Origin of the sequence: Neisseria maigaei (assembly GCF_958267405.1) — a bacterium.
Lineage (GTDB): Bacteria > Pseudomonadota > Gammaproteobacteria > Burkholderiales > Neisseriaceae > Neisseria > Neisseria bergeri.
In genome coordinates, this window is record NZ_CATQFT010000035.1 from 34,574 (window position 1) to 60,241 (window position 25,668).

22 protein-coding genes and 2 pseudogenes are annotated in these 25,668 nt (G+C 53.2%); 12 read left to right on the forward strand and 12 right to left on the reverse strand.

What is annotated here, in order from left to right:
* Positions 1 to 282, reverse strand: a complete 282-nt coding sequence (locus tag Q3O06_RS05665; RefSeq protein WP_301818045.1) for an ArsR/SmtB family transcription factor — start codon at positions 280 to 282, stop codon at positions 1 to 3.
* Between the two features lie 101 nt (positions 283 to 383).
* On the opposite strand from Q3O06_RS05665, the gene Q3O06_RS05670 reads away from it, so the two are divergent.
* A complete protein-coding gene (locus tag Q3O06_RS05670) occupies positions 384 to 686 on the forward strand; it encodes a hypothetical protein (protein ID WP_301818046.1) in 303 nt (100 codons plus the stop codon).
* A 61-nt stretch (positions 687 to 747) separates the two neighbouring features.
* Here the strand turns inward: Q3O06_RS05670 and nadC are convergent, their stop codons facing one another.
* A complete protein-coding gene (gene nadC / locus Q3O06_RS05675; protein ID WP_301818047.1) occupies positions 748 to 1,629 on the reverse strand; it encodes a carboxylating nicotinate-nucleotide diphosphorylase in 882 nt (293 codons plus the stop codon).
* A gap of 75 nt (positions 1,630 to 1,704) precedes the next feature.
* Positions 1,705 to 2,643 carry an NUDIX hydrolase gene (locus tag Q3O06_RS05680; protein WP_301818048.1) on the reverse strand — a complete coding sequence of 313 codons (939 nt, stop codon included), beginning with the start codon at positions 2,641 to 2,643 and terminating at the stop codon, positions 1,705 to 1,707.
* 155 nt (positions 2,644 to 2,798) lie between these two features.
* On the opposite strand from Q3O06_RS05680, the gene nadA reads away from it, so the two are divergent.
* Positions 2,799 to 3,911 carry a quinolinate synthase NadA gene (gene nadA / locus Q3O06_RS05685; protein WP_301818141.1) on the forward strand — a complete coding sequence of 371 codons (1,113 nt, stop codon included), beginning with the start codon at positions 2,799 to 2,801 and terminating at the stop codon, positions 3,909 to 3,911.
* Positions 3,912 to 3,962: 51 nt separating this feature from the next.
* Positions 3,963 to 5,471: an L-aspartate oxidase gene (nadB, locus tag Q3O06_RS05690; RefSeq protein WP_301818049.1), complete on the forward strand. Its 1,509-nt coding sequence runs from the start codon at positions 3,963 to 3,965 to the stop codon at positions 5,469 to 5,471.
* Between the two features lie 315 nt (positions 5,472 to 5,786).
* Here nadB and pgmB read toward each other — a convergent pair whose 3' ends face one another.
* The 3 genes from pgmB to Q3O06_RS05705 form a co-directional block, all read right to left on the reverse strand.
* Entirely contained in the window at positions 5,787 to 6,452 is a 666-nt protein-coding gene (gene pgmB, locus Q3O06_RS05695; RefSeq protein ID WP_301818050.1) for a beta-phosphoglucomutase, read from the reverse strand.
* A gap of 12 nt (positions 6,453 to 6,464) precedes the next feature.
* Entirely contained in the window at positions 6,465 to 8,723 is a 2,259-nt protein-coding gene (locus tag Q3O06_RS05700; RefSeq protein ID WP_301818051.1) for a glycoside hydrolase family 65 protein, read from the reverse strand.
* Positions 8,724 to 8,843: 120 nt separating this feature from the next.
* Positions 8,844 to 10,199 carry an SLC45 family MFS transporter gene (locus tag Q3O06_RS05705; protein ID WP_118822863.1) on the reverse strand — a complete coding sequence of 452 codons (1,356 nt, stop codon included), beginning with the start codon at positions 10,197 to 10,199 and terminating at the stop codon, positions 8,844 to 8,846.
* 389 nt (positions 10,200 to 10,588) lie between these two features.
* Between Q3O06_RS05705 and ettA the strand changes: the two genes are divergently transcribed.
* Positions 10,589 to 12,265 (forward strand): energy-dependent translational throttle protein EttA, encoded by a 1,677-nt coding sequence (gene ettA, locus Q3O06_RS05710; RefSeq protein ID WP_118780776.1) that lies wholly within the window; start codon positions 10,589 to 10,591, stop codon positions 12,263 to 12,265.
* A gap of 52 nt (positions 12,266 to 12,317) precedes the next feature.
* Here ettA and Q3O06_RS05715 read toward each other — a convergent pair whose 3' ends face one another.
* The 3 genes from Q3O06_RS05715 to Q3O06_RS05725 all read right to left on the reverse strand — a co-directional run bounded on the left by Q3O06_RS05715 (position 12,318) and on the right by Q3O06_RS05725 (position 14,812).
* A complete protein-coding gene (locus Q3O06_RS05715) occupies positions 12,318 to 12,803 on the reverse strand; it encodes a phosphatidylglycerophosphatase A family protein (protein WP_301818052.1) in 486 nt (161 codons plus the stop codon).
* Positions 12,796 to 13,752, reverse strand: a complete 957-nt coding sequence (thiL, locus tag Q3O06_RS05720) for a thiamine-phosphate kinase (RefSeq protein WP_301818053.1) — start codon at positions 13,750 to 13,752, stop codon at positions 12,796 to 12,798. Before thiL ends, Q3O06_RS05715 begins: the two co-directional genes overlap by 8 nt.
* Positions 13,753 to 14,116: 364 nt before the next feature.
* Positions 14,117 to 14,812, reverse strand: coding sequence for an OmpA family protein (locus Q3O06_RS05725; protein WP_025458266.1), 696 nt, complete (start codon positions 14,810 to 14,812; stop codon positions 14,117 to 14,119).
* A gap of 363 nt (positions 14,813 to 15,175) precedes the next feature.
* On the opposite strand from Q3O06_RS05725, the gene Q3O06_RS05730 reads away from it, so the two are divergent.
* Positions 15,176 to 16,126: a CysB family HTH-type transcriptional regulator gene (locus Q3O06_RS05730; RefSeq protein WP_301818054.1), complete on the forward strand. Its 951-nt coding sequence runs from the start codon at positions 15,176 to 15,178 to the stop codon at positions 16,124 to 16,126.
* A gap of 112 nt (positions 16,127 to 16,238) precedes the next feature.
* On the opposite strand, the gene fnr is transcribed toward Q3O06_RS05730, so the two are convergent.
* Positions 16,239 to 16,973: a fumarate/nitrate reduction transcriptional regulator Fnr gene (gene fnr / locus Q3O06_RS05735; protein WP_301818055.1), complete on the reverse strand. Its 735-nt coding sequence runs from the start codon at positions 16,971 to 16,973 to the stop codon at positions 16,239 to 16,241.
* Between the two features lie 134 nt (positions 16,974 to 17,107).
* Between fnr and hemN the strand changes: the two genes are divergently transcribed.
* The gene (gene hemN / locus Q3O06_RS05740; protein WP_301666881.1) at positions 17,108 to 18,529 is read left to right on the forward strand and encodes an oxygen-independent coproporphyrinogen III oxidase; all 1,422 of its coding nucleotides are present in this window, start codon (positions 17,108 to 17,110) and stop codon (positions 18,527 to 18,529) included.
* A 111-nt stretch (positions 18,530 to 18,640) separates the two neighbouring features.
* On the opposite strand, the pseudogene Q3O06_RS05745 reads toward hemN, so the two are convergent.
* Positions 18,641 to 18,766: pseudogene (locus tag Q3O06_RS05745) on the reverse strand (IS5/IS1182 family transposase); the annotation flags it as partial.
* 117 nt (positions 18,767 to 18,883) lie between these two features.
* Positions 18,884 to 20,458, reverse strand: coding sequence for an inorganic phosphate transporter (locus Q3O06_RS05750; protein ID WP_301818056.1), 1,575 nt, complete (start codon positions 20,456 to 20,458; stop codon positions 18,884 to 18,886).
* A 153-nt stretch (positions 20,459 to 20,611) separates the two neighbouring features.
* Between Q3O06_RS05750 and Q3O06_RS05755 the strand changes: the two genes are divergently transcribed.
* The 6 genes and pseudogenes from Q3O06_RS05755 to Q3O06_RS05780 all read left to right on the forward strand — a co-directional run bounded on the left by Q3O06_RS05755 (position 20,612) and on the right by Q3O06_RS05780 (position 25,567).
* The gene (locus Q3O06_RS05755) at positions 20,612 to 21,712 is read left to right on the forward strand and encodes an anhydro-N-acetylmuramic acid kinase (RefSeq protein ID WP_301818057.1); all 1,101 of its coding nucleotides are present in this window, start codon (positions 20,612 to 20,614) and stop codon (positions 21,710 to 21,712) included.
* A gap of 120 nt (positions 21,713 to 21,832) precedes the next feature.
* Positions 21,833 to 22,774, forward strand: a complete 942-nt coding sequence (gene mafA / locus Q3O06_RS05760; protein ID WP_301818058.1) for an adhesin MafA — start codon at positions 21,833 to 21,835, stop codon at positions 22,772 to 22,774.
* A 3-nt stretch (positions 22,775 to 22,777) separates the two neighbouring features.
* A pseudogene (mafB, locus tag Q3O06_RS05765) lies at positions 22,778 to 23,816 on the forward strand (polymorphic toxin MafB class 1); the annotation flags it as partial.
* Between the two features lie 355 nt (positions 23,817 to 24,171).
* On the forward strand, positions 24,172 to 24,402 hold the full coding sequence (locus Q3O06_RS05770) for a hypothetical protein (protein WP_301818060.1): 231 nt from the start codon (positions 24,172 to 24,174) through the stop codon (positions 24,400 to 24,402).
* Positions 24,403 to 24,546: 144 nt separating this feature from the next.
* Complete coding sequence (locus tag Q3O06_RS05775) at positions 24,547 to 25,131, forward strand: HINT domain-containing protein (RefSeq protein WP_373323497.1); 585 nt, start codon at positions 24,547 to 24,549, stop codon at positions 25,129 to 25,131.
* A complete protein-coding gene (locus Q3O06_RS05780; protein ID WP_101132494.1) occupies positions 25,112 to 25,567 on the forward strand; it encodes a hypothetical protein in 456 nt (151 codons plus the stop codon). Before Q3O06_RS05775 ends, Q3O06_RS05780 begins: the two co-directional genes overlap by 20 nt.
* Positions 25,568 to 25,668: the final 101 nt, after the last annotated feature.

A 25,668-nucleotide genomic window follows, 5' to 3' on the forward strand; every position in this document is an offset into this window, starting at 1 on the left:
CTATACCGCGCGTTTGTTTTCCAAATCGCGGATTGTCCGCAGAATCGTTGCCGCGTCTTCGGAAATCAGGCGGTATTCGATAATGCGGTGGTAACGCGTAAAGTCCACCAGACCGCCCGCCCTCAGGCGGTTCAAATGGCCGGAAACCGCGGTGGCCGGCAGGGATAAGGATTTTGCCAGTTCGGTGATATTGCGTTCGCTGTCCAACAATTGAATCAATATCGCCATACGTTCGGGATGCGCCATCAATTTGAGTATGGTGTGGAGCGGTATTGTGTTCATCGGTATTCCTAAAACCTTTTCCGCCCGCCAAGCGGATTGACGGGCGGCAGATATGGATGATTGTGATTATCTTTATAAATTATATTGTAAATCAATTATTTATGTATGATTGTACAGGATTGTATGTTCCTTTTACCACTATTTTTACAAACAAGCGTAAAGGCAGACCTTCAGACGGCATAAAACTGCCGCCCCTGTCCTTTCCCCCTGTCCTGCCGCCGGCCGGAATCATCCGCATTGTTCAAAAGATGCCTTACAACCGCCGCACGCCTTGCCGATGCCTCCGCGCCGTCGGGCAAACAAAATACCTGCCCGAAACGCTGTTTTTTCTAAAGCATCACGACCTTCACGAAAAATGCCGTCTGAAGAATCTTTCAGACGGCATTTCCTCCCTGAGGCAATAACCGGATTACGGTTAAGCGGTTCCTTGCCTGACACACCAAACAGCAGCCCTCACCCTAAACCTCATGCCACGAAATCCAAACCTATGTCCAACGAACGGCTGCTGTGGGTCAGATAGCCGAGGGCGATGCCGTCCACGCCGGTTTGCGCCACGCGCTTCAGTCGGTCGAAGCCGATGCCGCCCGATGCTTCGCAATAGACGGTGTGGGGGTAGGCGGTTTGCGTGTGGCAGCGGTTTGCCGCTTCTTTCAGGGTTTCGTCGTCCATGTTATCCAGCAAAATCCGTTCCGCGCCCGCCGCGATGGCTTCGTCCAGTTGTGCCAACGTGTCCACTTCGATTTCCACGCAGGTCAATGCTCCGACTGCCTGTTTTGCCTGCCGCACGGCTTGGGCGATACTGCCGCAATAGGCAAGATGGTTGTCTTTGATGAGCACGGCGTCGTCCAAACCCATGCGGTGGTTCACGCCGCCGCCCGCCCTGACGGCGTATTTTTGCAGGACGCGCAGCAGGGGGATAGTTTTGCGGCTGCACACGATGTCTGTACCGTATTCGGCAACTTCGGCAACGGCACGCGCGGTGGCGGTGGCGATGCCGCTCAAGTGCGTGAGGTAGTTGAGCGCGGTGCGTTCGGCGGCGAGCAGCGCACGGGCGTTGCCTTCGACGGCGGCAAGCGTCTGACCTGCGCGGACGGCTTGTCCGTCGTGGATTTCGGCTTGGAAGCGGACGGACGGATCCATCGTCTGAAAGGCGAGGCGTGCCAAGTCCGTGCCGGCGATGACGCCGTCTTCGCGGCTGACGAGGAAGAGTTTGGCGGTTTTGTCGGGGGCGATGACGGCGGCGGATGTAATGTCGCCGCGCCTGCCCAAATCTTCGCTCAAGGCTTGTTCGACCATGGGGCGCAACAGGGTGTCGGGCAGGGGGAAGAGGGTGTTTTCAGACGGCATGGGGTTTCCTTTGTTGAAAAATATTGGTGTTGCACCGATGGGGCAAAACTTGATTTGAGGTCGTCTGAAAATCAGTTAGCGGCTGCCCAGCGGCAGTCCGATATCAGAAATCAACTGATCTGGCAGGACATCGTCGCGGAAGCGGTAAAGCTGCGCGGGACGGCCTTTGCTGCCCGATACGCCGGTATCCGACGGCTCGATGAGGTTTTGCTGCTGAATTTGGCGGCGGAAGTTTTGCTTGTGCAGCAATCTGCCGCTGATGGCTTCGACGCTGTTTTGCAGTTGCAGCAGTGTAAATTCGGGCGGCATCAATTCAAAAATTACGGGGCGGTATTTGATTTTGGCGCGTAGGCGGGATAAGGCTGTTGCCAGTACACGGCGGTGGTCGTGGCGCATGGGCTGCCCCGTGAGCGCGAAGTCGAAGTTTGCCTGCGGCTCGGCGGCTTCCGCTATCAGACCGCTTTCATACAGCATTTCATAGCGTTGCAAAACGTATTCTTCCGACCAGTTTTCCGGTTCGACCCCCCAACACAAATGAATGCACTTGAGCCGCTTTTGGCGCACTTCCTCCGTATCCGCAGAGTTTGCCCAAATGCGCAGGCGGCTGACGATGGCGTCGCGCTGCCCGCCGTCGGTGCGCAAGTCTTCCCACGGGAAATAGCCGTAGCAGTCCTGCCATTTCGCATCCGGGTGCAGGATGCTGTCGGCTGCCTCGCGCACCAGTCCCAAATAGCTGACGTACAAGACGGGCAGGCCTTGCTTGTTTTGACGGCGCGTATCGACAAAGGTGTAAAGCTGTTCTACATAACCCATGGGCTGAGATGTCTGCTTGGCGACCCACATCCTGACCCCTGCCTGCAGGGAGTGGCGAAGCGGTGCAAGCAGGCCGTTGGGCAGTAGCGCTCCTTGGGCAACGGTCAAAACCCTCAAGCTGCCGTTTGTAATGGCGATCAGTACAGGAACCAGCTCGACGATACTTTGCGTATTGGTTGCTGTTTCAGGATAGGCATCCATGCGTGGCTTTCATTCAAGAGAAAACCTTATTGTAAACCAAAGCGGTTTTCAGACGACCTTGCATATTATACTCAAGTTGAGCATAATATAAAAACTATTTGAAACATAGACGGCAAACCTTTATGCCGTCTGAAAAACAGCCACAAGGAAACATCATGCAAACCGCCGCCCGCCGCTCGTTCGATTACGATATGCCCCTCATCCAGATGCCGACTTCCGCCTGCCAAATCCGTCAGGCGTGGGCGAAGGTTGCCGACACGCCCGACCGCGAAACGGCAGGTCGTCTGAAAGACGAAATCAAGGCCTTGCTGAAGGAGAAAAACGCGGTCTTGGTGGCGCATTATTACGTCGATCCGCTGATTCAGGATTTGGCTTTGGAAACGGGCGGATGCGTGGGCGATTCGCTGGAGATGGCGCGTTTCGGTGCGGAACACGAAGCCGGTACGCTGGTGGTGGCGGGCGTGCGCTTCATGGGCGAGAGCGCGAAAATCCTCTGCCCTGAAAAAACGGTGCTGATGCCTGATTTGGAAGCGGAATGTTCTTTGGATTTGGGTTGCCCGGAAGAGGCGTTTTCGGCGTTTTGCGACCAACACCCCGACCGCACGGTGGTGGTGTACGCCAACACTTCCGCCGCCGTGAAAGCGCGTGCCGACTGGGTGGTAACGTCTTCAGTGGCGTTGGAAATCGTGTCGTATCTGAAATCGCGCGGCGAGAAGCTGATTTGGGGGCCAGACCGCCATCTTGGCGACTACATCCGCCGCGAAACGGGTGCGGATATGCTGCTGTGGCAGGGTTCGTGCATCGTCCACAACGAATTCAAAGGGCAGGAATTGGCGGCGTTGAAGGCGGAACATCCCGACACGGTGGTGCTGGTTCATCCCGAATCGCCGCAAAGCGTCATCGAACTGGGCGACGTGGTCGGCTCGACCAGCAAACTGCTCAAAGCCGCCGTATCGCGCCCTGAAAAAAAATTCATTGTGGCGACCGATTTGGGCATCCTGCACGAAATGCAAAAGCAGGCGCCCGACAAAGAATTTATCGCCGCACCGACGGCGGGCAACGGCGGAAGCTGCAAAAGCTGCGCGTTCTGCCCGTGGATGGCGATGAATTCGCTGGGCGGCATCAAATACGCCCTGACGAGCGGACACAACGAAATCCTGTTAGACAGGAAGCTGGGCGAAGCCGCCAAACTGCCTTTGCAGCGTATGCTCGACTTCGCGGCAGGGTTGAAGAAAAAAGATGTGTTCAACGGCATGGGCCCCGCCTGATTTGCCGTCAATATTGCCGTTTCAGACGACCTCTCAAACAAGGACAACACCATGCAAACCGATTGCGACGTATTGATTGCCGGAAACGGGCTGGCGGCACTGACGCTCGCCCTGTCGCTGCCTGAATCATTCCGCATCGTCATTTTGTGCAAAAACCGGCTGGACGACACCGCCAGCCGTCATGCGCAAGGCGGGATTGCGGCTGCGTGGTCGGGAGAGGACGACATCGGAAAACACGTTGCCGATACCTTGAAAGCAGGCGCGGGTTTGTGCGACGAAGCCGCCGTCCGCACCATCTTATCGCAGGGCAAACCGGCAATCGAATGGCTGCTGGCGCAGGGCGTGGCGTTCGACCAAAATAATAACGACCTGCACCTGACGCGCGAAGGCGGGCATACCTGCCGCCGAATCGCCCACGTTGCCGACTACACGGGCGAAGCCGTCATGCAGAGCCTGATTGCCCAAATACGCCGTCGCCCGAACATCCGCGTTTGCGAGCGGCAGATGGCGTTGGACATCCAAACCGAATCAGGCGCAGCGTGCGGACTGACCGTCCTCAACCGCCGAACGCAAGAAACCTACCGCATCCGCGCCCGCCATACCGTACTCGCAGGCGGCGGCTTGGGACAGATTTACGCCGCTACCACCACGCCGCCCGAATGCACGGGCGACGCCATCACCATGGCGATACGCGCAGGCTGCGCAGTCGAAAACCTCGAATTTATCCAATTCCACCCCACAGGCTTGGCAAGGCCGTCTGAAAACGGCCGCACCTTCCTGATTTCCGAAGCCGTGCGCGGCGAAGGCGGTATCCTGACCAACCAAGCGGGCGAACGGTTTATGCCGCATTACGACCGCCGCGCCGAACTCGCGCCGCGCGACATCGTTGCCCGCGCCATCGCCGCCGAAATCGCCAAACAAACGCAAGACTTCGTCTCGCTCGACATCAGCCATCAACCCGCGGCGTTCGTCCGTCAGCATTTCCCGTCCATCCATCGGCACTGCCTGTCCCAATGCGGCCTAGACATCACGCGCCAAGCCATCCCCGTCCGCCCCGTGCAGCACTATACCTGCGGCGGCATCCAAACCGACCCCTGCGGCAGAACCTCCCTGCCACAGCTCTACGCCTTAGGCGAAACCGCCTGCACAGGGCTGCACGGAGCCAACCGCCTCGCCAGCAACTCCCTGCTCGAATGCGTCGTTACCGCCAGGCTTGCCGCCCGAACCATCGCGGACGGACAAGCATTCCAAGCCGAACCATTCCAAAGGCCGTCTGAAAGCCCCTCCTCCGAAGCAGGCATCTTTTCAGACGGCATCCAAAGCGCATTCAGCCGCCCCACCCTGCAAGCGCTCAACCAACACCATCTGGGCATCCTCCGCAACGATACCGGCCTGCGCCGCGCCATCGCCCAACTGCGGCTTTGGAAACAAAACCAAGCCGAGCCGCACACCGCGTCCGAATACGAAAACCGCAACCTGCTCGAATGCAGCCTCGCCGTCGCCCAAGCCGCATACGCAAGGCGGCAAAACATCGGCGCGCATTTCAATAGTGATTGTTAAGGTTGGCAGGTCAGAGAAAATCGTTCAAATAAATTTGAATAGCATGGTTAAGAGATTGGCATTCGGTTTTTATGGTTGCGTAAGTTGGGTTATCAATCTGTTCTATAGTGGATTAACAAAAATCAGGACAAGGCAACGAAGCCGCAGACAGTACAAATAGTACGGAACCGATTCACTTGGTGCTTCAGCACCTTAGAGAATCGTTCTCTTTGAGCTAAGGCGAGGTAACGCCGTACTGGTTTTTGTTAATCCACTATAAAAGCAGAAAGACCGTCTGAAACACTGTTCAGACGGCCTTTTTATTTCCTTAATATTTTACCTGCCCGACTGTTTCCACACGTTTTGCAGGTAGGCGTAGGTCAGCTCGGCGGTGCCGGACACCAGCGCGATGTCGCTGCCCAAGTCTTCGGCTTTGCCCACGCCGACGGGCAAGGCGCCGGCGGCTTTGATGGCGGCGACGCCGGCGGCGGCGTCTTCGATGCCGATGCATTGACGGATATCCGCGCCCACGCCCTCGGCGGCGGCGAGGAAGATGTCGGGGGCGGGTTTGGAATGCGCGACAGCGGCAGGGTCGGCGACGGTGTCGAAGAAGTGGGTCAGCCCCATACGTTCGAGCAGGAACGGGCCGTTTTTACTGGCGGACGCGAGGGCGATTTTTTTTCCGTTTGCCCTCAATGCTTCCAGCAGCGGCAAAATGCCGGGGTACACGTCTTCGGGTTTGACTGCCTGAATCATCTCCAAGTAGTTGTCGTTTTTGCGGCGGGTCAGTTCGGCGAACTCGGCTTCGCCGACGGTTTTGCCGCCGTGCGCGAGGATGCGTTTGAGCGAATCGTCGCGCGACACGCCTTTGAGCTGCTCGTTAAACTTGCGGTCGATGCTGATGCCCAATTCTTCGGCGAGCTTTTTCCATGCGCGGTAGTGGTATTCGGCGGTGTCGGTGATGACACCGTCGAGATCAAAGAGGACTGCGGTAAAAGTCATTTTGCGCCCCCCTTATTTTTCCAACGCAACGGTGTGGCTGCCGTTGAGCGTGATGTCTTTGCCGTACACCTGCAAATCGAGCGGCTCGCCTTTGAGCAGGGTGAAGACCACGTTTTCTTTGCCGACGGCGACTTTAATCAGACGGCCTCGGTAGTTGATGTGGAAGGCGTAGCCTGTCCACGCACTCGGCAGGAACGGTGCGAAGCTGAGTTTGCCGCCCCAAGTTTTCATTTGGGCGAAACCTTGGACGATGGCGAGCCACGAGCCGGTCATGGAGGTGATGTGCAGGCCGTCTTCGGTGTCGTTGTTGTAGTTGTCCAAGTCCAGGCGGGCGGTGCGCTGGTACATTTCCACGGCTTTTTCTTCTTTGCCCAGTTCGGCGGCGAGAATAGAGTGGATACATGGTGACAACGAGCTTTCGTGCACAGTCATCGGTTCGTAGAAGTCGAAGTTGCGGCGTTTTTCGTCCATGTTGAAACGGTCGCCGAAGAAGTAGATGCCTTGCAATACGTCCGCCTGTTTGATGAAGGGCGAACGCAGGATTTTGTCCCACGACCATTTCTGGTTGAGCGGCAAATCGTCGGGCGAAAGCGCGGACACAGGGCGGATGTCTTTGTCGAGGAAGCCGTCGTGCTGCACGAATACGCCGAGTTCTTCGTCATGCGGACGGTACATATTCGCGCTGATGTCCGCCCATTTTTCCAGCTCGGCGGCACTCACGTTCAAATCGGGGCGCGGGTATTTCGCCAAGGCTTCGCGGGTGTAGTCCAATACCCATGCGGCGAGGGTGTTGGTGTACCAGTTGTTGTTGATGTTGTTTTCGTATTCGTTCGGGCCGGTTACGCCGTGAATCATGTATTTGCCGTTGCGTTTGGAGAAGTGGACGCGGTCCGCCCAGAAGCGGGACACTTCGACCAAGACTTCCAAGCCTTCTTTGGCAAGATAGCTTTCGTCGCCGGTGTAGTTGGTGTAGTTGTAGATGGCGTAAGGAATCGCGCCGTTGCGGTGGATTTCCTCGAAGGTAATTTCCCATTCGTTGTGGCACTCGATGCCCGTAAACGTCACCATCGGATAGAGTGCGCCCGCCAAGCCCTGTTCGCGCGCGTTGTGTTGCGCCTGCGGCAGTTGGTTGCGGCGGTATTGCAGCAGGTTGCGGGTAACTTCGGGTTCCGCCAGTGCGAGGTAAAGCGGCACGGCATAGGCTTCGGTGTCCCAATAGGTCGCGCCGCCGTATTTTTCGCCGGTAAAGCCTTTCGGGCCGATGTTCAGGCGTGCGTCTTCGCCGTAGTAGGTGGAGAACAGTTGGAACAGGTTGAAGCGGATGCCCTGCTGCGCTTCGTCGCTGCCTTCGATAACCACGTCGGCGATTTCCCAACGGTGCAGCCAGCCTGCTTTGTGTGCTTCCAGTAAGGTTTCAAACGCAACGCCTGCGATTTTTTCCGACAAGGCGCGGCCTGCGGCTTTCACGGCTTCCAAGCCCTGATAATCGCGGCTGGTGGTAACAATCACGCGTTTTTCAAAGGTTTCAGGCGTGCCGCCGACTTCGGCTTCAAAAGAATTAGAAACTTGCCAATCGGATTGGCTGCCGCCGAGGGCTTTGAAGCTGCCGGCGAAGGTTTGCTCGGCGTTGACGATAAATTGTTCCACGCCGAAAGGATTGGCGACGGTTTGGGTGGCAATGTAGGAGCGGTCGTCTGAAACGCCTTTGTCCAATACCTGCCAGAATTTTTCTTCGTAGTTGGAGTCTTCGTTTTTCACGTCGGCATCGATGATGGAATCGATGCGGACTTGGTGGGTTTTGCCGTCAACAGATACGGCTTCCCAACGGATGAGAGCCAGCTCTTTTTGCGCGACGGATAGGAATTTGCACACATCGAAACGCACGCCGAATACGGTGAACGAGCGGCGCAACACGCCGTGCTGCATATCGAGTTCGACAGAGAAGTCGGCAACGTCGTTTTTTGCCAAATCCACTTCTTGACCATCGACAAAGATTTTGACTTTGCTGAAATTGAGCGCATTGATGGCTTTGCCGAAATATTTGGGATAGCCGTTTTTCCACCAGCCGACGCGGGTTTTGTCGGGGAACCACACGCCGGCGATGTAGGTGCCCAAGTGGCTGTCGGCGGAATAGGTTTCCTCAAAGCTGCCGCGCATACCCATATAGCCGTTGCCCAAGCTGGTCAGGCTCTCTTGCAGCCGTTTGTGTTCTTTTTCCAGTTTTGCCGAACGCAGCGTCCAAGGGCTGATTTCCATAATTCTTGTGTACATCGTAAAGCTCCTGTTTTGATGGTTTTATGGCAAACCGTTTGGAAATACGGTTTGCCTTATTGAATCGGATAAAGCGTCGGCAGAAGTTTCAGACGGCCTTTCTGCCGATAAATAAAAAGATTATGCGCCGCCGTGTGTTTCTTTAATCAGGAACACGGAAAACGCGCCCAGCAGCAGTACAAAACCCGCCGCCAAAAACATATTGGCCTGCAAGCCGCCCAGCATCGGGAAAAGCACGAAACTCAGCAGCGAAGCGACGATTTGCGGCATACAGATAGAGCCGTTAAACAGGCCCAAGTAAGTGCCCATATGCTTGCCCGACAAGGCGTTGGTCACAATCGTCAGCGGATAAGTGATAATGCCCGCCCAAGCGATGCCGATTAAGGTATAAGACAACACCAGCGCGTATTGGTTGCCGATGAAGAAAACGGAGAAAAAGCCGAGCGCGCCCAAAGCCAAACAGCCGAAATAACCCGCCTTATGGTATTTATTCGGTACTTTTGCCAGAATAAACGAACAGATAACGGCAGCAATGGATTGTACCGCCGCCAAAACGCCGTACCAGTTGCCTGCTTCTTGGTAGCCTACGGAGGAGGCATCAGTTGTCTGCCAAACGTTTTCCGCAATCGCGCCTGCCGAGTAAGTCCACATATATTGAAAGGCGAACCAGCAGAAAAACTGTACCAGAGTAACCGTCCAAAACGCTTTAGGTGCGGTTTTTAAGAGTTCGAACCAGTTGGCTTTTTCCTGATTCGCGGCGACATCGATGCCGTGGTAACGGGCGTAGGTTTCCGGGTCGTATTCTTTGACTTTGAAGATTGTGAACGCACTGGTAATAATCAGTAACGCCGCGCCCACATAGAATGCTACGACCACGGTTTGTGGCACAACGCCTTTCTCGGCGGTGTTCGCCAAACCGATATACGCAAACACAAACGGCAGAATCGCCGCCACGACCGCGCCCGTATTCGCTAAGAAACTTTGAATCCCGTAGGCGTAGCTTTTCTGCTCCTCGTTGACCATATCGCCGACCATCATCTTAAACGGCTGCATCGCCATATTCGACGACACGTCCAACAGCGCAATCATCAGCGCGCCGAACGACAAGGCTGCCAGCGACGCATAGCCGAAACCGAAGCTGCCCGAGTTCGGCATCAAAATCATCACGATAACCGCAATCAGCGTGCCGTAAAGCAGATACGGCAGGCGGCGGCCGCCCAAGCGCGGCTTCCAAGTGCGGTCTGAGTAGTAGCCCACTATCGGCTGCACCAGCATCCCCGCCAGCGGCGGCAGGATGAAAAACCAGCCCAAATTGTGCGGGTCTGCGCCTAGCGTTTGAAAAATGCGGCTCATTTGCGAGCTTTGCAGGGTAAAGGCCGTCTGAACGCCGAGATAGCCGAAGCTCAACATCCAAATCGTGCTTTTGGCCAGCGCGGGCAAACCTTGTTTTACTGTTTGAGGCGTATATTCCGACATAAGGTAAATCCTTTTTTGATTTGAAAAGTATAGTGGATTAAATTTAAACCAGTACGGCGTTGTCTCGCCTTAGCTCAAAGAGAACGATTCTCTAAGGTGCTGAAGCACCAAGTGAATCGGTTCCGTACTATCTGTACTGTCTGCGGCTTCGTCGCCTTGTCCTGATTTAAATTTAATCCACTATATTTGCTTTGGAAAATCTGAAATGGTTGCCGGTGCGGTGATCCCCTATCATTATTATTTTTTTTGTCTGTATAATTTCAAAGGGATAGGCGGATTTTATGAATCCTGCCCGATTTTGGCAATACCGGTTCGCGGATAAACTGGCTTAAATCAAATTATCGGTTAAAATGTCCGTCTGAAATTTGTTTGATGAAAACGAGAAAACTATGTCCCAACAATACGTCTATTCCATGCTGCGTGTGAGCAAGGTTGTGCCGCCGCAGAAAACCATCATTAAAGATATTTCCCTTTCCTTCTTCCCCGGCGCGAAAATCGGCCTGCTCGGTTTGAATGGCGCGGGCAAGTCCACTGTGCTGCGGATTATGGCGGGTGTGGATAAGGAATTTGAGGGCGAAGCCGTGCCGATGGGTGGCATCAAAATCGGCTATTTGCCGCAAGAGCCGGAGCTTGATCCTGAGAAAACTGTGCGCGAGGAAGTGGAAAGCGGTTTGGGCGAAGTGGCGGCGGCGCAGAAACGCTTGGAAGAAGTGTATGCCGAGTACGCCAATCCTGATGCGGATTTTGACGCGTTGGCAGAAGAGCAGGGCCGCTTGGAAGCGATTATTGCGGCGGGTTCGTCCACGGGCGGCGGTGCAGAACATGAATTGGAAATCGCTGCCGACGCGCTGCGCCTGCCTGATTGGGATGCCAAAATCGGCAATTTGTCCGGCGGTGAAAAACGCCGCGTCGCTTTGTGCAAACTCTTGTTGAGCAAGCCCGATATGCTGCTACTGGACGAGCCGACCAACCACTTGGATGCGGAATCTGTCGAATGGCTGGAGCAATTCTTGGTCCGCTTCCCCGGTACAGTCGTTGCCGTAACACACGACCGCTACTTCTTGGACAACGCCGCCGAATGGATTTTGGAACTTGACCGCGGACACGGTATCCCGTGGAAAGGCAATTACTCGTCTTGGCTGGAGCAGAAAGAAAAACGCTTGGAAAACGAGGCGAAATCCGAAGCCGCGCGCGTGAAAGCGATGAAGCAGGAATTGGAATGGGTGCGCCAAAATGCCAAAGGCCGCCAAGCCAAGTCCAAAGCGCGTTTGGCGCGTTTTGAGGAAATGAGCAACTACGAATACCAAAAACGCAATGAAACGCAGGAAATCTTCATTCCCGTTGCCGAGCGTTTGGGTAATGAAGTGATTGAATTTGTGAACGTTTCCAAATCGTTCGGCGATAAAGTGCTGATTGACGATTTGAGCTTCAAAGTGCCTGCGGGCGCGATTGTCGGCATCATCGGTCCGAACGGCGCGGGTAAATCGACGCTGTTCAAAATGATTTCGGGCAAAGAGCAGCCCGATTCGGGTGAAGTGAAAATCGGCCAAACCGTGAAAATGAGCCTGATTGACCAAAGCCGCGAGGGTTTGCAAAACGATAAAACCGTGTTCGACAACATTGCCGAAGGCCGCGATATTTTGCAGGTCGGACAGTTTGAAATCCCCGCCCGCCAGTATTTGGGACGCTTCAACTTTAAAGGCAGCGACCAAAGCAAAATCGCAGGTCAATTGTCTGGCGGCGAACGCGGCCGTCTGCACTTGGCAAAAACCTTGTTGGGCGGCGGCAATGTGTTGCTGTTGGACGAACCGTCCAACGACCTCGACGTGGAAACCCTGCGCGCGCTGGAAGACGCATTGCTGGAATTTGCCGGCAGCGTGATGGTCATTTCGCACGACCGCTGGTTCCTCGACCGCATCGCTACGCATATCTTGGCGTGTGAAGGCGACTCCAAATGGGTGTTCTTCGACGGTAACTATCAGGAGTATGAAGCCGATAAAAAACGCCGACTCGGCGAAGAAGGCGCGAAACCGAAACGGATTAAATATAAACCGGTAACACGTTAAACAAAATGCCGTCTGAAACCATTCAGACGGCATTTCTGCAAGATAACCCCGGTTAAAACAGCATCGCAATCTGCAAGACAATCAACGTCATTACCGCCGCAGCCATGTCGTCCGCCATAATACCCAGCCCACCATGCAGATTTTTATCAAACCAGCCGACCGGAGGCGGTTTGAGCGCGTCAAACAGACGGAATAGGACAAACGCCGCCAGCCACCATGCCCACTTGAACGGAACGAAAGCCAGTACAAACATCATGGCGACGATTTCATCCCAAACAATACCGCCATGATCGGATACCCCTGTTTCCTTTTCCGCATATGCGCAAATGCGTATGCCCCACATAAACAGCACCATACATAAAAAAGCCAACAACAGGCCGTCCACACCCGTCAAAATCAATACGAACGCCAAAGGTAACGCCGCCAAAGTACCGAAGGTACCCGGTGCAAACGGAGCAAGCCCGCTGCCGAAACCAAATGCCAAAAAACACAACGGCCGTTTGAGCAGCCATGCAAAGTTAGGTTTAAAATCAGCCAAAATGATCAAATCCTGAAGAGTGAAGTTTCAATTCCCTGCCGTCACTATCCAAAATCTTCAGACGGCATTCCCCATTGATTTTACCGATACGCGTTACCGGCACGCCGCATCGTTCCGATGCGGCAAGCACGCTTTCGCGGCAACTTTCCGATGCGGTAAATACCAGTTCGTAATCATCGCCGCCGGCCAAAGTATAAGACAGCCATTGAGAACGTGGCAAAATATCTTTCAATACGGATAAAGACGGCAATTTATCCGCAAAAATTTCCGCACCCACACCAGAAGCGGTCAAAATATGCCCTATATCCTGAGCCAGCCCATCGGAAACATCCTGTGCCGCATGGGCGACAGGCAATAAGGCAAGTCCCAGTTCAACCCTTGGTTCAGGACGGAGCAACTTCTGTTCGCACACGGCAAATACATCGTCAGGCAAAACACACTGTTTCAGACGACAGTTCAAAGCCGCCGCCGCCATCCCTATATGCCCGGACACCCAAACATCATCGCCCACTGCCGCCGCATTACGCTTCAATGCCCTCCCCTTCGGCAATTCGCCGATAATGGTTACATTGAACGCCATATCGCCCTTGGTCGTATCGCCGCCGATTAACGTTACGCCAAACTTTTTTGCCAAACCGAAAAAGCTGCTGCAAAACCGTTTCAGCCATACCTCATCCAATTCGGGCAACGCCGCACTTAACAACACCCAACGCGGTATCGCACCCATCGCCGCCATATCTGAAATATTGACGGCCAAAACCTTCCAAGCCAAGTCTTCAGGTTTGACATCTGCAAAAAAATGCCTGTCCTTCAAAAGCATATCCGCACTGAAACACAAATCGAAACCCTCACGCGGGCGGATAATTGCCGCATCGTCGCCTATGCCCAATACGACATCCTTATCCGTGCCTGTTTGCAAATACCGTTTGATGAAGTCGAATTCTTTCATGTCGCAAAATGTCCGAACGCACCGCCATGTTGATTTTTATTGATCTGCTGTATTTTACGCAGTACCGCACATAAAACGCAGCACCGCGTACAGCACTGATTTGAGAGAGTTTGTTCCCTCACAAACAAATCCAAATTCTATCGCCTTCAAAACCGGAGTTTCAAGCACCAGGAAGATTTTGATGAAGCATAAACCCTACCCCATATTCTGACAATAACCGTTTCCGCAAGCATCCTAAAAACAAACCCCGCAAAAGCGGGGTTTGTTTTGTTTCATCAGAACCGATTAAAGTTTGATACGTAAACCTCTTCTCTTATACAAAAGAGGAATCCAACCCTACCCATCGGCAAGATGCTTTTAAAGCTTATTGTTGGGTGTGAACATGAGCCGGAGCAACCTGACGGGTTACGATGCTGCGGATTTTCACGTCAACACGGCGGTCAGGTTCGATACATGCAATCAGAGCCTCACGTTTCTTGGCTTTAGAGGCTTTTGCACCCAGTTTGGCAACTTCAGCTTCACAAACTTGAGTCATTTGCGCTTGAGATTCGCCCAAGCCGACAGCAGAAGTTTTAGAGGCAGGCACACCGTTGCTGACCAAGTAGTTTGCCACTACGTTGGCGCGACGCTCGGACAGAGCCTGGTTGTATTTTTCAGAACCCATGAAGTCGGTATGACCTTCAACACGTACGGATTGTACGTTGGTTTGACCCAGGCGTTGGGCCAATACTTTCAGGTTGTCTTGGGCTTCGGCACGCAGTACGTCTTTGTCGAAACCGAACAGGGTTTTGGCAGACAGAGAAACGGTTTCGTCAACATATTGCGGAGCCTGCTCTACAACAGCAACAGGAGCCGGTTCAACTGCATCGCCACACTCTACACGACCTTGGGTTGCTTTGTCGAAGTAGGTGTTTTTCCAGCATTCGCCGTAGTTGTTGCGTACGACTTCTTGTGATTGGCCGCTCACGGTATAACCGTGAATATGAGCTTCGCTCGCCATAGCAGTGCCGGAAGCGAGCAATGCAACGAATAATGCGCTTAATTTCAGCTGTTTGGTCATTTTATTCCCTCATTAAATTTGTACAGCAGATACAGGAGCAACTGCTGAATTGCCAACATACAGGCCGCTGTAGAAACATGGCGGCAAATCGGATATTTCAGTCTCCACTATAAAGAAGCAGGGGGCGGACTGTCAATACTCAACGCCTGAAAACAACCGTAAAACAGCCTGTTTCCTGATAGTCTATCATGCCGAAAAATCAATTCCGTGTCATTACTTTAGGGGGATTTTTTCCATATCGCACGATTGACGTTGCACAAAAACAACAAACATACCGGCAAAGCCCCATACCGTACCAGCAAGAAAATATGATAAATTATAAACAATGTTCAGCCACCCGACACAGACCCACACCGACCCGCCATGAAATTACAGCAATTAAAATACGCCTTAGAAGTTTACCGGCACAACCTGAACGTTTCCGAAGCAGCCGAAGCCTTATTCACATCACAACCCGGCATCTCCAAACAAATCAAATTGTTGGAAGAAGAAATCGGCATTCAGATTTTTATCCGCAGCGGAAAGCGCGTGGTTTCCGTCTCTCAGCCGGGCAAAGCGGTTTTGGATATTGCCGAACGTATTTTGCGTGATGTACAGAACATTAAAAATATCGGCAGCGAGTTTACCGGACAGGACAGCGGTTCGCTGACGGTTGCCACGACGCATACTCAGGCACGCTATGCCCTACCCTTGATTGTTGCCGATTTTGTGAAACGCTATCCGAAAGTCAATCTGACCATCAAACAGGGAAGCCCTGCCGCCATCGCCCAAATGGTTACTTCGGGAGAGTCTGATTTGGCAATTGTTACAGAGCGTATAGACGACCATCCCGAACTGGGCAAACTCCCCTGCTATGACTGGACACACGCGGTGATTGTACCGAACGACCACCCCTTGCTCGAATGCAGAAACCCCCTCCGTATTGAAGATTTGGCGAGGTTTCCGCTGATTACTTATGAATTTGCATTCAACACGGGCAGCAGCATCGCGCGGGCATTTTCCAAAGCCTGTTTGGAACAGCCGGATGTCGCATTGGCGGCGGCGGATACGGACGTATTGAAGACTTATGTGCGCTTGGGTTTGGGCGTGGGACTGATGGCGAAAATGGCGTACAACCCGGATACGGACGGCGATTTGCAGCTTGTGGATGCGGCACACCTGTTCGAGCCGTCGCCGACGTGGATTGCTTTGCGCAGCGATACTTATTTGCGCGGATATGCCTACGACTTTATCCAAGCGTTTGCGCCGCACCTGACACGCGAGAAGGTGGATAGGATTCTGTACACGCCCATCAGCGAGGATTTTTCGATTTAGGCGGCTGCCGGTTTTCAGACGGTACTTTGCGGCAGATACAACAAACAGGGCAGATGTTTCCGTCTGCCCTGTGTTTATTGAGAATGCCGTCTGAAATGTTCGTACGGGTTAATCAAATGGCGTGCGAACAACCGGATACCATCTTCTTCAACACCTGCAGATTGAGAATCTTGATGTGTTTGTGTTCGACGGAAATCAATCTTTCCTGATGGAACTTGGATAATGTGCGGCTGACGGTTTCAAGTTTCAGCCCGAGATAACTGCCGATTTCTTCGCGGGACATTCTTAAGATGAAGTCGTTGGCGGCGAAACCGCGCGAGTAGAGCCTTTGGGAGAGGTTCAACAGAAAGGCGGCAATCCGCTCTTCGGCGCGCATATTGCCCAAAAGCAACATCACGCCCTGATCGCGCACAATTTCGCGGCTCATCATGCGGAAAAAGTGGGTACGCAGGCTTGGGATATTCTGACCGAGCTCTTCGATATGGGTAAACGGTAACTCGCATACCTCACTGTCTTCCAAGGCGACCGCGTCGCAACTGTGCACATGGGCACAGATGCCGTCCATGCCGATGAGTTCGCCCGACATAAAAAAACCCGTTACCTGATCACGTCCGTCCTGACTGGCGACGGTTGTTTTGAAGAAGCCTGCACGGATGGCAAAGAGCGAAGTAAAGGCTTCGCCAGCACGGAACAGGTATTCGCCCTTTTTCAAACGGCGGCTTTGGCGGATAACGGCATCGAGTTGGCTGAACTCGTTGGGCAGCAATCCGACAGGCAGACAGAGTTCCCGCAGGGAACAGGAAGAACACAAGGTTTTCATCTGATGTGTAGTATTATGCGAAGCCATACCGTACCTTTTCGTGTGTTTTGCCCCATCCCGATTATGTGCTTGTTGACACATATCAAGACAGGTTTATCATACTGTGGCATTCTACCAAACTATCCAAAATTTGACTAACATCATAAAACCGCACACACACCATGAAAATTATTCAGATACAGAACAATCACAATGTAAACAATGACCGCCCCGAGTTTGACCGCGCGCTGATTGCCAGCCTGCCCGCCAGCGGCCCGCGCTATACTTCCTACCCTACCGCCGACCGTTTCCATGACGGTTTCCGAGAAGGCGAATATATCAAAGCTTTACATTTGCGCGGTATGGGCGCGTTAAACAAACCGCTTTCCCTTTACATTCACATTCCGTTCTGCAACACCATCTGCTACTACTGCGGCTGCAACAAAATCATCACCAAAGACAAAAGCCGCGCCGATGCCTACATCGAATATCTTGAAAAAGAAATGGAACTGCTCGCCCCGCATCTGAACGGACGGCACCAGCTTGCCCAACTGCACTTCGGCGGCGGCACGCCGACCTTTTTGAGCGACGAACAGATCGAACGCGTCTTCCGTATGATACGCAAACATTTCGAACTGATACCGTCCGGCGAATACTCCATCGAAATCGACCCGCGCAAAGTCAGCCGCGACACCGTCCTCATGCTCGGCAGGCTCGGCTTCAACCGCATGAGCGTCGGCATTCAGGATTTCGACCCCAAAGTGCAGGCGGCGGTCAACCGTATCCAAAGCTACGAAGAAACCAAAGAAGTCATCGATGCCGCCCGTGAGGCAGGGTTCAAATCCGTCAGCGTCGATTTGATTTACGGTCTGCCGCACCAGACTTCGGAAAGCATCAAGACCACCATAGACACGGTTTTGTCGCTCGATCCCGACCGCCTCGCCCTTTACCACTACGCCCACCTGCCGCACGTGTTCAAACCGCAACGCCGCATCGATACCGCCGCCGTCCCCGACAGCGAAGAGAAGCTCGATATGCTGCAATACTGCGTCCAAACCCTGACAGAGCGCGGCTACGTCTTCATCGGCATGGACCATTTCGCCAAACCTGACGACGAACTCTCCATCGCCCTCAAAGAAGGCTTCCTCCAGCGCAACTTCCAAGGCTATTCGACCTACGCGGATTGCGATTTGGTCGCCATCGGCGTGTCGTCCATCGGCAAAATCGGCAGCACCTATTCCCAAAACGAACGCGACATCGATGCCTACTATGCCGCCATCGACGAAGGCAGACTGCCCATCATGCGCGGTTATCAGCTCAATCAGGACGACATCCTGCGCCGCAATATCATTCAGGATTTGATGTGCCGCTTCGCGCTCGACTACCGGATTTACGAAAGTATGTTCGGCATCCCGTTCGACCGCTATTTCAAAGACGAACTGGCGGATTTGGAAAAACTCGCCGGTTTGGGATTGGTGCGCCTGAACAGCCACGGGCTGACCGTTACACCGAAAGGACGCTTCCTCATCCGCAACATCGCCATGGTCTTCGATTACCACCTGCGCCACAAGGAAACCAAGGCGAAATATTCGCAAACGGTGTGATTGCGGCTAACGTACAAATGCCGTCTGAAAGGCTTTTTCAGACGGCATTTTGCTGCCGGCAGGATAAGTGTTTTCAAGGACAGGCGGCGGCATATCATAACGTTCCGCACCTCTGTGTCCGACCGTTCCGAAACCAAGATATAGCGGATTAAATTTAAACCAGTACGGCGTTGCCTCGCCTTGCCGTACTATTTGTACTGTCTGCGGCTTCGTCGCCTTGTCCTGATTTTTGTTAATCCGCTATACCAAACGGCATATCCCGACAGAACAGATTGTGCATAAGGCACAAGCCCGCACATTCCATCAACGAAATGCCGTCTGAACACGGGTTCAGACGGCGTCAGTATTTTACAATCAGAACACTGCCTGCAAAATCAAATAGCTAGCAACCGACAATACGGCGGCGGCAGGCAGGGTAATGACCCACGCCAAACCGATGGGCTTCATCAGTTTCCAGTTGGCATTGCGGTTGACCAAACCGATACCGAGTACCGCGCCGACCAAGATATGCGTACTGGAAACAGGCAGCCCCATCAGCGACGCGCCCATCACGACGGATGCGGCGGACAGTTCGGCGGTAAAGCCCGAGGCGGGATGCATTTCCGCCAAACTCGTACCGACGGTTTTAATCACCTCTTTACCGACAAACCACAAACCGACAATCAGCGCGATACCGAAAGTCAGCATGGCAATCGGTGGAACGGCATTTTGCGCGGCAACGCTGTTCGTCCTCAAAACATCCATAATCGCGGCAAACGGACCGATGGCGTTGGCGATATCGTTCGCCCCATGGCTGAATGCGAAACCGCATGCGGTAAAGACCTGCATCCATGAAAACATCTGAAAGGTCGATTTGCCCAAATCTTTACGCTTGAGGCTTTTGGCAAAAACAAATGTACCCATCCACACCGCCGCGCCTATCATAAAGATGGTCAGGAAGCTGTTGACGTTGCTCATCCCCAAATGCAGGTTTTTCAAGCCCTTGAAAATCAGCATAGCGGAAATCATCATCGCGCCGAACGAAGCGATGAAGGGAACCCACGAATGCAGCGCCTTGTAAGAATCGACATTGTCTTTGCGGTTGTCGAACACATACAGCCCCCGATAATACTCGGATTGCAGCTCTTGTGGATCGAATTCGGGCTCGTCGTAAATTTGCGCGTCGTGCGCCATTTTGGTGGCGTACTCGACTTTTTCGGCTTCGGACAAACCCTCGAAAAACAGGCGGTGCTGTTCTTTATACGCCTTTTTTTCCTGCTTGATGCCCTTGAGCGTGCCTTCCGCCCAAGCGTTGTAATCTAAGACGTTTTTCTTGACGCGCGAAAACAGGAAATAGGACACCGCGCCGCCCAACACGGGCGACAATACCCAAGACATCCCGATTTCGCCCAGCTTGCCCCACCGTATCAACGCCACCCCGTCCGCATTATGCGTAAACGCCATACACAACGCACTGCCGACGATGCCGCCGATAATCGCGTGCGTCGTCGAAACCGGCAGGCCTTTGCGGGACGCGAACAGCAGCCACAACGCCGCCGCCAAAAGTGCGGACATCATAATAAACACAAACTGTATGGGTTCGAGGTCCATACCGTTCAGATTGACGATGCCTTTGCGTATGGTATCGGTTACCTCGCCGCCCGCGATGACCGCGCCGCTGACTTCAAACACCGCCGCAATCAGCAAAGCCTGCGGGATGGTCAGCGTGCCGGAACCGACGCTGGTGCCGAAAGAATTGGCAATATCGTTGCCGCCGACGTTGAACGCCATAAACACGCCGAACATCGTGGCGATGATGAAAAGCACGCTGTTATTGTAGTGGGTATAACCCAAACCCCAATAGATAAAATAGCCGACTATGCCTACCAGCATGGCGGCAAAGACGGCGTTAATCAGTTTCAAGTTCGCACTCATTTGAGTTTGAGCCATGGAAGATTCCTTAGTGAACACAGAAGGGTTTTCGCGGATATTGTAACCTTTTGCAATCCGTCTTGAAACATTTATTTACACTGCGGCAGCAAATCAATATACGAGCGTCAATACACGTTAAAATGGCGTTTTGCACACGGTTTGGGAGCGGAAATGGAAACACAGCTTTACATCGGCATTATGTCGGGAACCAGTATGGACGGGGCGGATGCCGTGCTGGTACGGATGGACGGCGGCAAATGGCTGGGCGCGGAAGGGCACGCCTTTACCCCCTACCCTGACCGGTTGCGCCGCAAATTGCTGGATTTGCAGGACACAGGCACAGACGAACTGCACCGCAGCAGGATGTTGTCGCAAGAACTCAGCCGCCTGTATGCGCAAACCGCCGCCGAACTGCTGTGCAGTCAAAACCTCGCACCGTGCGACATTACCGCCCTCGGCTGCCACGGGCAAACCGTCCGACATGCACCGGAACACGGTTACAGCGTACAGCTTGCCGATTTGCCGCTGCTGGCGGAACGGACGCGGATTTTTACCGTCGGCGACTTCCGCAGCCGCGACCTTGCAGCCGGCGGACAAGGTGCGCCGCTCGTCCCCGCCTTTCACGAAGCCCTGTTCCGCGACGACAAAGAAACACGCGCGGTGCTGAACATCGGCGGGATTGCCAACATCAGCGTACTCCCGCCCGACGCACCCGCCTTCGGCTTCGACACAGGGCCGGGCAATATGCTGATGGACGCATGGACGCAGGCACACTGGCAGCTGCCTTACGACAAAAACGGTGCAAAGGCGGCACAAGGCAACATATTGCCGCAACTGCTCGACAGGCTGCTCGCCCACCCGTATTTCGCACAACCCCACCCCAAAAGCACGGGGCGCGAACTGTTTGCCCTAAATTGGCTCGAAACCTACCTTGGCGGCGGTGAAAACCGATACGACGTATTACGGACGCTTTCCCGTTTTACCGCGCAAACCGTTTGCGACGCCGTCTCACACGCAGCGGCAGATGCCCGTCAAATGTACATTTGCGGCGGCGGCATCCGCAATCCTGTTTTAATGGCGGATTTGGCAGAATGTTTCGGCACACGCGTTTCCCTGCACAGCACCGCCGAACTGAACCTCGATCCGCAATGGGTGGAGGCGGCCGCATTTGCGTGGTTGGCGGCGTGTTGGATTAACCGCATTCCCGGTAGTCCGCACAAAGCGACCGGCGCATCCAAACCGTGTATTCTAGGCGCGGGATATTATTATTGAGCGCAAACGCCGTCTGAAAGCCCGTCCTGCCGCTCAGACGGCATTTTTACACCTTTTCATTTACAAAATCTTAAAATCCCTTTACACTCAAAACCCATTCAAAACAAAACAAAACCCGCTATGAAAATCCTGCTCCTCCTCATCCCCCTCGTCCTCACAGCCTGCGGCACACTGACCGGCATACCCGCCCACGGCGGCGGCAAACGCTTTGCCGTCGAACAGGAACTCGTCGCCGCATCGTCCCGCGCCGCCGTCAAAGAAATGGATTTGTCCGCCCTGAAAGGACGCAAAGCCGCCCTTTACGTCTCCGTTATGGGCGACCAAGGTTCGGGCAACATAAGCGGCGGACGCTACTCCATCGACGCACTGATACGCGGCGGCTACCACAACAACCCCGACAGCAGCACCCGATACAGCTACCCCGCCTACGACACTACCGCCACCACCAAATCCAACGCGCTCTCCAGCGTTACCACTTCCACATCGCTCTTAAACGCCCCCGCCGCCGCCCTGACTAGAAACAGCGGACGCAAAGGCGAACGCTCCGCCGGACTGTCCGTCAACGGCACGGGCGACTACCGCAACGAAACCCTGCTCGCCAATCCCCGCGACGTTTCCTTCCTGACCAACCTCATCCAAACCGTCTTCTACCTGCGCGGCATCGAAGTCGTACCGCCCGAATACGCCGACACCGACGTATTCGTAACCGTCGACGTATTCGGCACCGTCCGCAGCCGTACCGAACTACACCTCTACAACGCCGAAACCCTTAAAGCCCAAACCAAGCTCGAATATTTCGCCGTCGACCGCGACAGCCGGAAACTGCTGATTGCCCCTAAAACCGCCGCCTACGAATCCCAATACCAAGAACAATACGCCCTCTGGATGGGACCTTACAGCGTCGGCAAAACCGTCAAAGCCTCAGACCGCCTGATGGTCGATTTCTCCGACATCACCCCCTACGGCGACACGACCGCCCAAAACCGTCCCGACTTCAAACAAAACAACGGTAAAAACCCCGATGTCGGCAACGAAGTCATCCGCCGCCGTGAAGGAGAATAAACCGTGAAACCGCTGCGCAGACTAACAAACCTCCTTGCCGCCTGCGCCGTAGCGGCGGCCGCACTCATACAGCCCGCCCTCTCGGCGGACTTGGCGCAAGACCCGTTCATTACCGATAACGCCCAACGGCAGCACTACGAACCCGGCGGCAAATACCACCTCTTCGGCGACCCGCGCGGCAGCGTTTCCGACCGCACCGGTCAAATCAACGTCATCCAAGACTATACCCACCAGATGGGCAACCTGCTCATCCAACAGGCAAACATCAACGGCACAATCGGCTACTACACCCGCTTTTCAGGACACGGACACGAAGAACACGCCCCCTTCGACAACCACGCCGCCGACAGCGCAAGCAAAGAACAAGGCAACGTTGACGAAGGCTTTACCGTATACCGGCTCAACTGGGAAGGATACGAACACCATCCTGCCGATGCCTACGACGGACCCAAAGGCAGCGACTATCCCGACCCCACGGGCGCAAGGGACGAATACACCTATCACGTCAATGGCACAGCCCGCAGTATCAAACTCAATCCGACCGACACCCGCGACATCAGACAACGCATATCCGACAACTACAACAACCTCGGCAGCAATTTCTCCGACCGCGCCGATGAAGCCAACAAAAAAATGTTCGAGCACAATGCCAAGCTCGACCGCTGGGGCAACAGCATGGAGTTTATCAACGGCGTCGCCGCCGGCGCGCTTAACCCTTTTATCAGCGCGGGCGAAGCCTTGGGCATAGGCGACATACTGTACGGAACGGGTTATGCCATAGACAAAGCCGCGATGCGCAACATCGCCCCCTTGCCCACCGAGGGCAAATTCGCCGTCATCGGCGGCTTTGGCAGCGTGGCGGGCTTTGAAAAGAATACGCGCGAAGCCGTTGACCGGTGGATACAGGAAAATCCCAATGCCGCCGAAACCGTCGAAGCCCTAGCCAACGTCCTGCCGTTTGCCAAAGTCAAAGGATTGGTGAAGGCGGCGAAACTGGGGAGGGCGGCAAAACTAGGGAAGGCAAAGGTTAGCGAGGATTTTGCTGTTGCCACACAAGCCAAATACAAGCAATATGGGGATGCGCATTCTGCCAATGCCCAATCGGCATTAGCTAAGAAATTGTCAGGTTTGGAAGATGCTCAAAATAGTGCGTCTAGGACGAAAACTTTACCTGATGGGAGAATCAGGTATTATGAAGCTGAGCGATTTGCTAGAACTGAGGGAAGAACGAGGGGTAATAGCTTTGTTACAGAATATAATCCTAAAACAGGTAGTACCCGACAATGGACAGAAAATTATGACCATAGCGGGAACGTAACTATGGTTCATCCTAAATCAATTAACGGACAAAGTGTAACCTCTCAGCATTATCCACCAACAAAACAGGAATTAGATTCATGGTAAAAATAACTCAACAATACGCATATTCTGAACTGCTCAGATTGTTCAATCAAAACGCTTCGGATGAAAAAATTGCGAATCTTGCTTTTGATTTTCTGTATGCTTGGTCAAAAGATAATTCTCCAGAATCGCGTAATATAATCTATGATTTAGCACTTATCGGTGAACCGGGTATGGAACTGACCCGTAATGACATAAAAGAATTGATTGACAGTTTAGTTGAGTAAGTATAGGTCGGGTTAAAAATTCAACAATCAAAATGCCGTCTGAAACCGTGTTTAATTTTCAGACGGCATTTCCTTCATTTGAAATAGGATATTGAGAACTGAGTTCTTCAAAAATCCTACACCTGCTCCTTCCACGGCAGCACCTTGGTCAAAACGGCAGACGGCTACAAAGCCATCGCCCGTATCCGAGCCGGCGACCGCGTCTTTGCCAAGGACGAGGCAAGCGGAAAAACAGGATACAAACCCGTTACCGCCCAATACGGCAATCCGTACCAGGAAACCGTTTACATTGAAGTTTCAGACGGCATCGGCAACAGCCAAACCCTGATTTCCAACCTCATCCATCCGTTTTATTCGGACGGCAAATGGGTTAAAGCGGAAGATTTAAAGGCGGGAATCAGGCTGTTATCCGAAAGCGGTGCAGAGCAGACCGTTCAAAGCGTTACCGTTAAACCAAAACCGCTCAAAGCCTACAATCTGACCGTTGCCGACTGGCATACTTACTTCGTCAAGGGCAATCAGGCGGAAACGGAAGGGGTTTGGGTTCATAATGCGTGTCCGCCTAAAAGAACAGGAAGCTCCAAGAATGAAAAACATGGAGACGGCGGTCGAAGTCAAATATCAGCAGAATCAAGAATTGCTGAATTAAAAAATAAAATTATTCCCGGAATGCACAAAAATGCCAATCGAAAAGCAAAAGGAGAAGAGCATGGTCGACGCGGTCGTTAAAACTCCCGAATTTTTACCTTTTACTTCTGTAGGAATATTCCGTTTTGGTGCGGATATAACACAGTACAAAAACATACTGGAAACTTTTATGTATGAACCTCCTGATGAGTTTAGAACAGAATATTATGAATCTCCCGACTCAAATTTACTAATTGCCGTCAAGAAAAACAAAATTATTTCGATATTTTGTTATCAGGAGCTATATTTTATGGGCGTTAATATAATAGGTCTGAATTTTGAAGATTTTAAACAGCTTTTCCATCACCCTAAATCATACGGTGTTGATAAATATTATTTATCAAATGAATCTTATCCGACATATGTCTATGAGTTTGATGAAATAGGAGTACAAGCTTGGGAAGCAAAAGGGAAAATTGTTACTATCATTACCGGGGGCAAAGACAATTATTCGACAGAACCTTACTACGATGAATAACATTAATAGCAGGCATAGGTTGGGTTGAAAACTCAACAACAAAAGGTCGTCTGAAACCGTAATCGATTTTTCAGACGACCTTTCTGTCAATCCAAACAGAT